The sequence below is a fragment of the Petropleomorpha daqingensis genome, assembly GCF_013408985.1.
Lineage (GTDB): Bacteria > Actinomycetota > Actinomycetes > Mycobacteriales > Geodermatophilaceae > Petropleomorpha > Petropleomorpha daqingensis.
On record NZ_JACBZT010000001.1, the window covers coordinates 4,435,745 to 4,448,220 of the forward strand.

10 protein-coding genes are annotated in these 12,476 nt (G+C 76.3%); 6 read left to right on the top strand and 4 right to left on the bottom strand.

The features are described 5' to 3' along the window. Positions 1-76: 76 nt before the first annotated feature. Both GGQ55_RS21920 and GGQ55_RS21925 read left to right on the top strand, forming a co-directional pair. Positions 77-943: a helix-turn-helix transcriptional regulator gene (locus GGQ55_RS21920; RefSeq protein WP_179720400.1), complete on the top strand. Its 867-nt coding sequence runs from the start codon at positions 77-79 to the stop codon at positions 941-943. Next, complete coding sequence (locus GGQ55_RS21925; protein WP_179720402.1) at positions 936-1,355, top strand: hypothetical protein; 420 nt, start codon at positions 936-938, stop codon at positions 1,353-1,355. Before GGQ55_RS21920 ends, GGQ55_RS21925 begins: the two co-directional genes overlap by 8 nt. 3 nt (positions 1,356-1,358) lie before the next feature. On the opposite strand, the gene GGQ55_RS21930 is transcribed toward GGQ55_RS21925, so the two are convergent. From GGQ55_RS21930 to GGQ55_RS21940, 3 genes are all read right to left on the bottom strand, one after another. After that, a complete protein-coding gene (locus tag GGQ55_RS21930) occupies positions 1,359-2,075 on the bottom strand; it encodes a GAF and ANTAR domain-containing protein (RefSeq protein ID WP_179720404.1) in 717 nt (238 codons plus the stop codon). A 100-nt stretch (positions 2,076-2,175) separates the two neighbouring features. Beyond that, positions 2,176-3,252 (bottom strand): alpha/beta hydrolase family protein, encoded by a 1,077-nt coding sequence (locus GGQ55_RS21935; RefSeq protein WP_218859381.1) that lies wholly within the window; start codon positions 3,250-3,252, stop codon positions 2,176-2,178. Between the two features lie 6 nt (positions 3,253-3,258). After that, a complete protein-coding gene (locus tag GGQ55_RS21940) occupies positions 3,259-4,833 on the bottom strand; it encodes a CYTH and CHAD domain-containing protein (protein WP_179720406.1) in 1,575 nt (524 codons plus the stop codon). A gap of 57 nt (positions 4,834-4,890) precedes the next feature. On the opposite strand from GGQ55_RS21940, the gene GGQ55_RS21945 reads away from it, so the two are divergent. Together GGQ55_RS21945 and GGQ55_RS21950 are read left to right on the top strand one after the other, a co-directional pair. Beyond that, complete coding sequence (locus tag GGQ55_RS21945) at positions 4,891-5,697, top strand: aldo/keto reductase (RefSeq protein WP_179720408.1); 807 nt, start codon at positions 4,891-4,893, stop codon at positions 5,695-5,697. Between the two features lie 24 nt (positions 5,698-5,721). After that, positions 5,722-6,246 (top strand): TIGR03086 family metal-binding protein, encoded by a 525-nt coding sequence (locus GGQ55_RS21950; RefSeq protein WP_179720410.1) that lies wholly within the window; start codon positions 5,722-5,724, stop codon positions 6,244-6,246. 7 nt (positions 6,247-6,253) lie between these two features. On the opposite strand, the gene GGQ55_RS21955 is transcribed toward GGQ55_RS21950, so the two are convergent. After that, positions 6,254-6,931, bottom strand: a complete 678-nt coding sequence (locus GGQ55_RS21955) for a hemerythrin domain-containing protein (protein ID WP_179720412.1) — start codon at positions 6,929-6,931, stop codon at positions 6,254-6,256. A 98-nt stretch (positions 6,932-7,029) separates the two neighbouring features. Here GGQ55_RS21955 and GGQ55_RS21960 point away from each other — a divergent pair, with 98 nt between their 5' ends. Beyond that, complete coding sequence (locus GGQ55_RS21960; protein WP_179720414.1) at positions 7,030-10,251, top strand: ATP-binding protein; 3,222 nt, start codon at positions 7,030-7,032, stop codon at positions 10,249-10,251. Between the two features lie 91 nt (positions 10,252-10,342). Further along, a complete protein-coding gene (gene ftsH, locus GGQ55_RS21965; protein ID WP_218859382.1) occupies positions 10,343-12,409 on the top strand; it encodes an ATP-dependent zinc metalloprotease FtsH in 2,067 nt (688 codons plus the stop codon). Positions 12,410-12,476: the final 67 nt, after the last annotated feature.

Consider the following 12,476-nt stretch of genomic DNA (forward strand, 5'->3'; position numbering starts at 1 on the left):
GGCCCAACCAGGGCGGGGCCATCCGGGTTCTGGCAGAACCCCTCTCCGTCGTCCGGGCGGCCGTAGCGTGGAGGACATGGACAACCGCACCGAGGTGCGCGAGTTCCTCTCGACGAGGCGCGCCAAGATCAGCCCGGAGCAGGCCGGCGTGCCGCTCTACGGCCGCCGCCGGGTCCCGGGCCTGCGCCGCGAGGAGGTCGCCCGGCTCGCGGGGGTGAGCACCGACTACTACACCCGCCTGGAGAAGGGGAACCTGTCCGGCGCCTCCGACAGCGTGCTGCACGGGATCGCCGAAGCCCTTCGCCTCGACGAGGCCGAGCGGGCGCACCTGTTCGACCTGGCCAGGGCCGCGCGGGCGGGCGGTCGCGAGCCGCGGCGTCGTCCGCAGCCGTCGGTGCGGCCCAGCATCCAGCGCATCCTCGACTCGATGACGACGACGGCGGCGTTCGTGCGCAACGGCCGGCTCGACGTCCTGGCCTCCAACGCGCTGTGCCGAGCGCTCTACGCGCCGGTCTTCGACGACCCGAGCCGCGCCCCGAACCTCGCCCGCTTCAACTTCCTCGACCCGCGCTCGCGCGACTTCTACCCGGACTGGGAGGGCTCGGCGAACACGACGGTCTCCATCCTGCGCACCGAGGCCGGTCGCGATCCCTACGACCGCGCGCTCACCGAGCTGGTGGGGGAGCTGGCCACCCGCAGCGAGGCGTTCCGCACCCGCTGGGCGGCCCACGACGTCCGGTTGCACCGCACCGGCGTCAAGCACTTCCACCACCCGGTGGTCGGCGACCTGGACGTCGCCTTCGACGCCATGGAGCTGCCCGCCGAGCCGGGGCTGACCCTGACCGCGTACACCGCCGATCCCGGCACGGCGGCCGAGGAGAAGTTCGCGCTGCTCGCCAGCTGGGCCGCGACCGAGGAGCGGGCGGCCGCCGTCGATGGCTGACGTCGACCCGCGCCGCCGGACCGACCCTGGGGAGCTCGCCGAGTTCCACGTCGCGGCGCAGCGGCGGCGCGAGGAGCAGGAGTCGGCCAAGGCCCAGGTGCTGGTCGACCGGTTCGTCGCCCAGGCCACGGAGCGGGGGCTGGCGACCGAGGAGCTGACCGCACGGCCCTGGTCGGGGCGCGGGCGCTACCGCACCGGCGTGGTCGGCTGGTACCTGCGCCGCGACCTCTCGGTCGGGGTCGGCCGGGACGGCAGCTACTACCAGCTCGTCGTCCCGCAGTCCCGCTTCGGCCGCTGGCGGACCGTCGCGCTGAAGCCCACCCCGCCGCCGCTGCAGGTGGGCAAGGGCGCCCGCGACGGGGAGTCGGTGCCCCTCGCCGAGCTGCTCGACGCGCGGCTGCGGTGGAGCTGACGGTCAGGGCGTCTCCCGCATCGCGGCGTCGTGCGCGTCGACCAGCCGCTGCGCGAGATCGCGCAGCTTCTCGTTGTTCCGCTGGCTCGCGGCCTTCAGCAGGTCGAAGGCCTGGTCGGCGGTGCACCGTCGCTGCGCCATCAGCAGCCCGACGGCCTGGCCGATCAGCTGCCGGCTGGCCATGCCCTGGTGCAGGTTGTCGACCGCCTCCTCCCGCTCGGCCATCCGCAGCGCCACCGCCAGGGCACCGCCGGCCTGGGCCGCCCAGACCTCGGCCGCCTGCCGGTCGTCGTCGGTGAAGGCGTGCGCCCGGTTGGAGTACAGGTTCAGCGCGCCGCGCCCCTTGACGCCGATCCGCAGCGGCAGCGACAGCGAGGAGCCCACCCCGACCGCGAGGGCGCGCGCCGGGTAGGCGCCCCACCGGTCCTCGGTGGTCAGGTCCGTGGCGAGGACCGGTTTCCCGGTCCGCATCGCCTGCAGGCAGGGACCGTCGTCCAGCTCGTACTGGCGCTCGTCGGCACGGGCGGCCATCTCGCCGCTGTACTCGACGGTCACCCCGTGGCCCGCCTGCTCGACGGTCAGGCCGCAGGCCTGCGCGCCCGGCGTCTTCGCCACCGCCCAGCGCACGACGGCGCCGAGGAACCGCGACACACCCTCGAACTCGTCCAGCATCCGGACGACGTCCAGGCCACCCTCGTCCCCGCTCCCGGGGCTCGCCATACCCCCTCCTCGACGGCTGAGAAAGGCAGCACATGATCAACCGGCAGGCAGTATGCCCACTGATTGCAGCCTCATGCATCCGTCCTGAACGGGTGGTCGATCAGCCGCCCAGCAGGTGGTCGGCGAACCAGTCGGCGGTGAGCGCGTTGCGCTCGGCGGCGTGGTTGTAGATCGTGTGCAGGCCGTCGGGCCACAGCTGCATGCGGCCAGTGGCCGGGTCGGCGCCCTCGAGGAAGCGGCGCTGCTCCTCCTCGCCGACGAGCGGATCGGCACCGCCGTGCAGGATCAGCAGCGGCGCGCTGATGGGGGTGCGCCGGCCGTCGAAGGCCAGCGCGGCGGCCGCCTCGCGGGCGACGTCGAGGTCGTCGGTGCCGAGGGCGGCGAGGATCTGCTCGCGCGCGCCGCGGAACTCGGGCACGGTCGGCGCCGACGGCGCCCCGTTGACGACGACGGCGCCGACGCGCGGATCGGCGGCGGCGACCAGTGCGGCGAACAGCCCGCCGAAGCTGTTGCCCTGGATCCCCACCGCGCCGCCCAGCCGGGGGTCGTCGAGGACCGCGTCGACGAAGCGGCCGAAGCCCACGGCCACGTCCCGCTCGACGTGGAGACCGTGCTCAAGCCGGGACTCGCCCTGCCCCGGCCCCTCGGCCAGCAGGCAGGCCAGGCCGCGGCGGGTGAGGGAATCGGCCATCGGCAGGTACGACGCGCCCCAGCCGGACAGCCCGCCCCAGACGACGACGGTCGCCGCGGCGCGACCGCTGTCCGGCAGGCACAGCCAGCCGACCAGGCGGCCGGCGCCGTGCGGGATCTCGATCCGCTCGATCGCCGGCGTGGACAGCGCGGCGACGCGGGTGAGCTCCGCGACGTACCGGCGGTACCGGGTGCGCTTGACGTCGTCGTCGAGGTTGCGGGCCATCTGCCCGAACACGAACGCCGCGGTGGCGAACCGGGCCGCCTCCAGCGCGGTGACCGGGTGGCCGGCGCGCTCGGCGGCCACCGAGCGCTCGTGCTGCGCCTCGCCGAGCTCCTCCGCCACCTCCTCCCACGGCTGTCCGTCGGCGCTGCGCGCGAGCAGCGCGCAGGCGTCAGCGGCGTCCATGCCGCAGTCGACGAGCCGGGTGAACGGCATCGCCCGGTGGTGCGCCGCCACGTCCGGCGCGAGTTCCCTCGCGGGCACCGGGTGCTACCGCAGCCAGCGGTGGACCCGCTTGCGCGAGGCCGCCCGCCACGCCGCGTCGAAGCGCTGCTGCATCTGCCCGGCGTGCTGCTCCTCCCGGGCGTAGAGCCGGCCGTAGAGGAAGGCGACCTCGGGGGAGGTGGCGCGCAGCGCGAGCTCGTGCAGCCGTTCGCGGGTGAGCACCGAGTCCTGGTGCTCGCCGAGGGCCTCCTGCACGTCCTCCATCGCGCCGGCGAAGGCGGTGGCGTCGCCGGCGAAGACGGCGGCGACCGACTCGCCGGCGTAGCGGGCCTCCTTGGCCGCCTTGCGCGCGTCGTGCAGCACCTCGTCGCGCTCGGCGCCGTCGGGCAGCGCCTCGGCGCGCTCGACCAGCGTCCGCACCCGGCCGAAGCTGCGGGCGACCAGGCGGGGGAGCACCGCGCCGGCGGGCTTTCCGGCCTTCTTCCGCAGCGGCGGCTGCTCGACGAGCCGGCAGAGGGTCAGCAGGATCCGGTGGTAGCGGTCGCTGTCCAGCTCGGCGAGCACCCGGTCGTGCGCGCTGCGGTAGACCTGGTCCAGCTCGGCCAGCGCCGCCTCGGCGCCGGCGCGGACGGGCAGGTCGGGGTGCCCGTCGGCGACGGCGGCCCGGACCCGGTCGCGCATGACCTCGGCGTCGCGGGCGGCACCGAGCTCGGCGGCCAGCCACTTGAGCTCGTCGCGCAGCGGGCGGGCGACCGCGGGATCGACCAGGGCGCCGTACGTGCGCAGGGCGCTGCGCAGCCGCCGCGTGGCCACGCGCATCTTGTGCACCGCGTCCGGCGCGTCCAGCCGCACGGGCAGGTCCTGGGCGTGCACCTGGTCGACCTGCTCGCGGAGGTGGGCGAGCAGGACGTCGCCGGCCGCGGACGTCCGCTTCGGCTTCGGAGCGGTGGCCGCCTTCTTGGGGGACCGCAGCCGGGGCCGGGCGCCGTCCAGGACGTGGGAGAGCGTCGAGGCGGCCGTCGCGCGCAGGCCGCGCGCCCGCAGGGTGGTGTCCAGCGCCTCGGCCAGGTCGGCGGTCCCGACGGTGACGTCGAGCTCGCGCCAGCGCACCGGCGCGCTCGCCGCCACGCCCGAGCCGTCGAGGGTCGACAGCCGGTGACCGGTGACCCGGTCGTCGGCCACTTCGAGCAGCGCCTGCCCGGTCGGATCGCTCAGCCGCCGCAGGGTCCGCTCGGTGGTGATGCGGGCGACCGGCTGCAGGGGCCGGCCGTGCGTCTGCGCCCACACCATCGACTGCAGGCGGTCGGGGACGGTGCGCGGTGTCCGGCCCGGCGGCACCCGGCCGGGCGGCAGCCGGACCTCCTCGCCGGCGCCCTTGCCCGACGGGAGGCGCAGCTGCCAGCCGGGGTCGTCGCCGCCGGTGCTCCGGCGCAGGGTCAGCCCGGCCGCGGCCAGGCGCAGGTCGGGGGTGTCGAAGTAGACGGCGTCCAGCCGTTGCTCGGCGGTGATCCCGTCGGAGAGCGGGACGTCGGCGCCGACCGCCAGCGTCGTCAGAGAGGGCAGCTCGAACTCGTCGTCGACCGCGTACTTCTTCGCGGATCCCCGCTGAACGGGAGGCATCCGCCAGGTATACCGCACCGACCGCGCGCGGCGGCTCCTCCGCGCAGACTGGACGGCGTGGAGGAACGCACCCTGGGACGCAGCGGCGTCCCCGCGCCGGTGGTCGGGCTGGGCACGTGGCGGCGGCTGGAGGCGGCGGCCGCGGCCGGCCGGCACCGGGAGCTGCTCGACGCCGCCCTCGCCTCCGGCGTCCGGCTGGTCGACACCTCACCGATGTACGGCGACGCCGAGCCGCTGCTCGCCGAGGCCCTCGACGGCCGGCGCGAGCAGGTGTTCCTCGCCGACAAGGTGTGGACGCCGTCGCCGGAGGAGGGCTCGGCCCAGCTGGCGCGCATGGTCGACTGGTACGGCGGCCGGGTCGACCTCGTGCAGATCCACAACCTCGTCGCCTGGCGGGCGCACCTGCCGGCGCTCGAGGCCGCCCGGGACGACGGACGGATCCGCCTGATCGGCGCCACCCACTACTCGCCGTCGGCGTTCGGCGAGCTGGCCGAGCTGATGGCGACCGGCCGGATCGACGCCGTCCAGGTGCCCTACAACCCGCGGCAGCGCGAGGTCGAGGAGCGGATCCTCCCGCTGGCCGCCGACCTCGGCATCGGCGTGCTGCTCATGCGCCCGCTCGGCGAGGGCCGGCTGGTCCGCTCCGCGCCGGGCGCGGGCGAGCTCGCCCCGCTGCGGGAGTTCGGCGTCACCACCTGGACCCAGGCGCTGATCAAGTGGGGCTTGTCCGACCCGCGGGTGCAGGTCTCCCTCGTCGCCACCGCGCGGCCCGACCGGCTGGCGGAGAACGCCGCGGCCGGGGAGCCGCCGTGGTTCGGGCCGGAGGAGCGGGCGCACGTGCAGCGCCTCGCGGTGGCCCGCTGACCCGCGCCGGTGCAGAATCCGCCGATGACCGACGACCAGGAGCTCGCGGTGCTGCGCCGGGGCCTGGACCAGCTGGAACGCCTCGTCGCCGACGTCCGCCCGGAGGCGGCGGGCGACCCGACGCCGTGCACCGACTGGACGGTGCGGGACCTGGTCGACCACGTGGTCGCCACGCCGGCCCGCTTCGCACGCATGGTCCGCGACGAGCCGATCGACTGGACCGCGCCGACCCCACCCGCCGGCGACGACCCGGCCGGGACCTTCCGGGCGCACGCCGACGACCTGCTCGGCGCCTGGCGCGAGCAGACCGACACCACGCAGGTGGACTGGCAGTGCGCCGAGCTGGCCGTGCACACCTGGGACCTCGCGACCGCGGTGCACGCCGACACGAGCGCGCTCGACCCGGAGGTCGCCGAGCGCGGGCTGGCGTTCATGCAGGCCAGCCTCACCCCGGACAACCGAGGGCCGGTGTTCGGCCCGGAGCAGCCGGCGCCCGAGGGTGCGGACGTCTACGGCCGGATCGCGGCCTTCGCCGGGCGCTCGGTCTAGCCGCCCGTCACGGCGTGGGCGTGCCGTGCACCCGCTGGGCGTGCCTGCGGTAGGCGCGCCGGCCCAGCCGCGGCACGAGCACCCGCACCGGCAGCGGTGCCGGGGCGAGCATCAGCCGGACGACCTCCGGGTCGCCGTCGTGCATGAGCATCCCGAAGACGAGCGCCATGTGCCTGCGCGGGATGCCGTTGCGGCCGGCCTCGCCCAGGGCGAGCCATTCCTGCGCGGTGATGCTCCGGGCGACCAGCGGCAGCACCCGCGCCTCCTCGGCGTCCAGGTGCTCGGCCAGACCGGCGTAGAGCCCGTCGTAGAGCCCGGCGAGCTCCTCGCCGCGCGCCGCCGTCGGGTCCTGCGCCCACTCCGGTCGCAGTTCGCCGATCCGGCCGAGCAGCGCGTCGACCCGCTCGTGCTGGGTCTCCATCAGCTGCACGACCGGCGCCAGCTCGTCGGCCACCCGCTCGAGCAGCAGGGGCCACAGCAGCTCGTCCTCCGAGCCGTGGTGGTGGTGCAGCACGGTCTCGACCAGCTCCAGGTGGGCGGCGACGACGGCGGCGCGGCCCGGGTCGCCGGCCCGCACCTGCCGCACCAGGCCACCGGCCAGGCGCAGCTCGCGCCGGAAGAGGGAGTGGACAACGAGCATCTCGCGGGTGTCGAGCAGCGGCTGCTCGGCGGAGACGGCGCTCATGGGGGGCTCCTCGGATTCGTGGGATCGGGTGAGCGCCACGCTGCCGACGGCGGATAAGAGAGCGCTTGCACGGCACTTGTCCTCTCTAGGATCCCGGCGTGCTGCGGGTGGGCGTGCTCGGCGATCTCGAGGTCGAGCGGGACGGCGTCCCGGTGCCGCTGGGCGGGCGCAAGCCGCGCCAGCTGCTCGCGCTCCTCGTCGCCGCCCGCGGCCGGACCGTGGCCACCGAGCGGCTGATCGACCAGCTCTGGGGCGACGAGCCGCCGCCGAAGGTGCTCACCGCGCTGCACGTCTACGTGGCCAAGCTGCGCCGCGAGCTCGAGCCGCGGCGCGGACCCCGGGAGCGGCCCGAGGTGCTCATCACCCGCCCGTCCGGCTACGCGCTCGTGCTGCCCGAGAGGGCGGTGGACGCCGACCGGTTCGAGCAGCTGGTCGCGGGCGCCGCGCTCGACGAGGCGCTCGGCCTGTGGCGGGGGCCCGCCTACGCCGGCCTCACCGAGGCGCCCGCGCTCGCCGCCGAGGCCGGCCGGCTCGAGGAGGTGCGCCTGGCCGCGGTCGAGCAGCTCTGGGCCGCCCGACTGGACCGCGGCGAGGACGCCGTCGGCGAGCTGACCTCCCTCGTCGCGGCGCACCCCACCCGCGAGCGGCTGTGGGCGCTGCTGGTCGTGGCGCTGTACCGGTCGGGCCGGCAGACCGATGCCCTGGAGGCCCTGCGCCGGGTGCGCGCCCATCTGGCCGACGAGCTGGGCATCGACCCCGGGCCGGAGCTGCGCCGGCTGGAGGAGGAGGTGCTCCGGCAGGACGACGCGCTGCTCGCCGCCCCGGCGCCGGCAGCACGACGCACGGAGCCCGCCGTCGAGCCCGTCGCCGTCGTCCGGGCCGACCTGCTCGTGCGCACGCAGCGCCTGGTCGAGCAGGCGGCAGCAGGCTCCGGTCGGGTCCTGCTCGTCACCGGCGAGCCCGGCATCGGCAAGACCCGGCTGGCGCGTGCGGTCGCCGAGCAGGCCGCAGCCGCCGGGATGCGCCGCGCCGAGGGCGCCTGGGACGCCGAGGGCTCGCCGCCCCTGTGGGGCTGGACGCGGGCGCTCGGCGCCGATCTGGCAGCGCCGGTCGAGGGCGGCGAGGACACCGCCACCGCCACGTTCCGGCTGGCCGACGCCGCGCTGACCCGGCTGACGCGCGACGGCGGCAGCTGCCTCGTGCTCGACGACGTGCAGTGGGCCGACCCGGACAGCCTCCGGCTGCTGGGCCGGCTCGCCGGGATGGTCGCCGGCGCCCCGGTGCTGCTCGTCGTCCTCTGCCGGGAGCCGGCCGCCGACACCCCGGGTCTGGTCGGGCTGTTCGGCACGCTGACCCGGCTGGGCGCGGAGCGGATCGCGCTCTCCGGGCTGGACGCCGCGGAGACCCGGGCCGTCGTCCGGCAGACGACCGGGGTGGAGATCGGCCCGGCCGTGGGGGAGCGGATCCGCGAGCGGACCGACGGCAACCCCTTCTACGTCCTCGAGCTGGTCCGGCTGCTCGCCGAGGAGGGCGCCCTGGCCGATCCCGGCGCCGGCGCCTGGCGGCTGGTCCCGCACGGCGTCCGCGACACGGTGCGCCACCGGCTCGCCGAGCTGCCCCCGGGGGTGCGCGATGCGGTGGCGGCGGTCGCCGTCCTCGGCCGCTCCGCCGACCTCGACGTGCTGGAGGCCTACTGGGCCGACGACGTCGCGCTGCTCGACGAGGCGCTCGACGCGGCCCTGGCCGCGGGCCTGCTGACCGCCGACGGGAACGGCCGGATCGGCTTCCCGCACGCCCTGGTCCGCGACGCGGTGCACGGCGACCTCTCGCCGACGACCCGGCGGCGCATGCACGAACGGGCCGCCGAGACGATCGAGCGCGCGCGGGTCGGACACCTCGACGAGCACGCCGTCGCCCTCGCCGAGCACTACCGGCTGGCCGGGCCCGCCCACACCCGCGCCGCGTGGACCTACGCCGAACGCGCGGCCCGGTCGGCGGCCGCGGCCGGCGCACACGGCGACGCCGCCCGGCTGCTCGCCTCGGCCGCGGACCTGCAGGCCGGCGACCCGCTCGCCGAGCCCGTCGAGCGGGAGCGGGTGCTCGTCGCCTGGGGGACGGCGCTGCGCCGCTCCGGCCGGATCGCCGAGGCCTGGGCCCCGCTGCGCGACGCCGCGGAGTCCGCGCTCGTCCGGGGCGACGCCCGGGCCGCGGCCGGGGCGCTGCTGGTCGTCACCGAGCAGGTGCTGTGGAGCTGGCGGACCGAGCACGCCGCCGACGAGGACGCCGTCGCGCTGTGGCAGCGGGTGCTGGCCGTGCTGCCGCCGGCAGAGGACGGGCTGCGGGCCCGCTGCCTCGCCGCCCTCGCCGTGGAGGTGCTGCACGACCCGCCGGGCGGCCGCTGCGCGGCCTGGGCCGACGAGGCGCTCGCGCTGGCCCGCCGGCAGGACGACGTCGCCGTCCGGATCGACGTCCTGCACGTGCTGGTCAACGCGCTGCGCCGGCCGGACCTCATGCCGCGACGGGTGCCGGCCTGCGACGAGCTGGTCGAGCTCTGCGCGCGCCGCGGCGACGAGCGCTCCCTGGCCGTCGCACTGGCCAAGCGGGCGCTCAACCACAGCGCCTTCGGCCGGCCCGACGACGCGCTGGCCGACCTGCAGCGGGCCCTCGTCCTGGCCGAACGGCACCGCCTCGCACCGGCGCTGATGATCATCCACCTGGGCCGGGCCGTGCTGTTCCAGGCGCGGGGGGAGTGGGCCGCCTCGGAGGAGGCGCTGGAGGCGGCCGAGCTCGTGCAGTCGACCCTGCTCATGGCAGGGGCCGGGATCGGTGCCTCGGTGCGGGCGACCGCGCTGCTGGCCCAGGGCCGGCTGCCCGAGGACGGGGAACTGGTGTCGACGGCCGAGCGGGTGCACCCGGCCTTCGCCGACCTGCGCGCGCTGCTGCTGGTGCGCGCCGGGCGGACCGCCGAGGCCCGGGCGGTGCTCGGCGCGTGGCGTGAGCAGCCCGACCTGCCCTGGGACTACCTGTGGGTCACCGGCGCCGCGGTGCGCGCGCTGCTGTGGGCGGAGCTGGCCGATGCCGACGCGGTGGCTGAGCTGCGGCGGCGGCTCGAGCCGTTCGCCGACCGGATCGCCGACGGCGCCATGGCGGCCGGTTTCCTCGGCTCGGTGCACCACGCGCTCGCCACGCTCGCACTCGCCGCCGGGGACCTCCCCGCTGCGCGCGCCGAGGCGCAGGCGGCGCGGGACCTGCACCGCCGGCTCGGCTGGACGCCGTGGGAGCGGCTGTCGCAGGAGCTGCTCGGCCGCATCCCCGCCTGAGGAACCAGGGGGTTGCCCGGGGTCGAAGGCTTGACCGCGGCGGGAGGCTGGAGGTACCGGCGAGTGCGGCCGGGAGAGAGGCGGTGCCCGCGTGCAACCCGATCCCGAACCCTCGCCCCCTCGCGCGCCCAGCCTCTGGGACCGGCTGCGGGGGCGGACCGGGGACGAGCCCCGCCGTCCCGCGCCGTGGCGGGTGGAGGGCATGCCGCCGGAGCCCTCGTCGGGTACGCCCGCCCAGCGCCCGCGCCGGGGCATGTTCTGGACCTTCGTGATCGGGTTCCTCGTCCTCAACTGGGTCCTGATGTCGGTCTTCTTCCGGCCGCCGGACCGGACCACCGTCTCCTACACGTTCTTCAGCGACCAGCTCGACGCCGGCAACGTGCAGACCGTCACCACGACGGCGGACACCATCCAGGGCGAGTTCGACAAGGCGGTCACCTACAAGGCGAACGGGCAGACGACGACCGGCGTCGAGCTGTTCACCACCCAGCGCCCGTCGTTCGCCCGCGACGACCTGCTGGCCACGCTGGACAGCAAGGGCGTCACCGTCAACGCGACCAACCCCGACGCCCCGCCGCCGCTGTGGCAGCAGCTGCTCGTCGGCTTCGGCCCGACCCTGCTGCTGGTCGGGCTGCTGGTGTTCTTCCTGCGGCGCAGCGCGTCGGGCCTGGGCGGGCTCGGCGGGTTCGGCAAGTCCAAGGCGGCCCTCTACCAGCCCGACGCCGGGACGCGGACGACGTTCGCCGACGTCGCCGGCATCGACGAGGTCCAGCACGAGGTCCGCGAGATCGTCGACTTCCTCCGCGACCCGCAGCGCTACGGCAAGCTGGGCGCCCGGATCCCGCACGGCGTGCTGCTGTCCGGGCCGCCCGGCACGGGCAAGACCCTGCTCGCCCGCGCCGTGGCGGGGGAGGCCGGGGTGCCGTTCTTCTCGATCTCGGCCTCGGAGTTCATCGAGGCGATCGTCGGCGTCGGCGCCAGCCGCGTGCGCGATCTGTTCGACCAGGCCAAGAAGGTCGCGCCGGCGATCATCTTCATCGACGAGCTCGACGCCATCGGCCGCGCCCGCGGCGGCGCGTTCTCGGCCGGGGGAGTGGACGAGCGGGAGCAGACGCTCAACCAGATCCTCACCGAGATGGACGGCTTCCAGGGCAACGAGGGGGTCGTCGTCCTGGCCGCGACCAACCGTCCGGAGATCCTCGACCCCGCGCTGCTGCGACCCGGCCGCTTCGACCGCCGGGTGGCCGTCAGCCCGCCCGATCAGGCCGGCCGGCTGCAGATCCTGCGCGTGCACACCCGCACGGTCCCGCTCGCCGCCGACGTGGACCTGGCCGGGGTGGCCGCCGCGACGCCCGGCATGGTGGGCGCCGACCTCGCGAACCTGGTCAACGAGGCGGCGCTGTCGGCCGCGGCGCACCACCGCGAGCAGGTCACCGGCGAGGACTTCGGCCTGGCGCTGGAGAAGGTCGTGCTGGGCACCGTGCGCGGCATCGTGCTCTCGCCGGAGGAGAAGCTGAGCACCGCCTACCACGAGTCGGGTCACGCGCTGCTCGGCATGCTCACCCCGGGCGCCGACCCGGTGCGCCGGGTGACGATCATCCCGCGCGGCCAGGCGCTGGGCCTCACCGTGCAGACCCCCCAGATGGACCGCTACGGCTACTCGACGACGTACCTGCGCGGCCGCATCACCGGCGCCCTCGGCGGCCGGGCCGCCGAGGAGGTCGTCTACGGCGAGGTCACCACCGGCGCCGAGAGCGACCTCGAGCAGGCCACCGCGATCGCGCGCCAGATGGTCGGGCGCTGGGGGATGTCGGCGACCATCGGCCCGGTCTCCGTGCTGCCCCCGTCGGGGCAGGAACAGCCCTTCGGCGGCGACGGCGTCGCACCGGCCACCAAGCAGCTGGTCGACGAGGAGGTCCGGCGGCTGATCGACGACTGCTACGGCACGGCGGTCGCGACCCTGCAGAGCAACCGCGACCGGCTCGACCGGCTGGCCCACGCCCTCCTGGAGCGCGAGACGCTCGACGAGGACGAGGCCTACGCCGCCGCCGGCGTCGCCCGCGAGACCGCCCCGGCCGCGGTCGCCCGCGGCGAGACCCCCGGCGGCGCCCGAGCCCCGGGGTTGCCCCCCGAGGGCGCCGCCGTCCCCACGGGGTGAGCGGACCAGGGACTTCGACGGGCGCGACCCGCGGCGGGGCAGGACGAACCTTCGTGCCCTCCCGGAA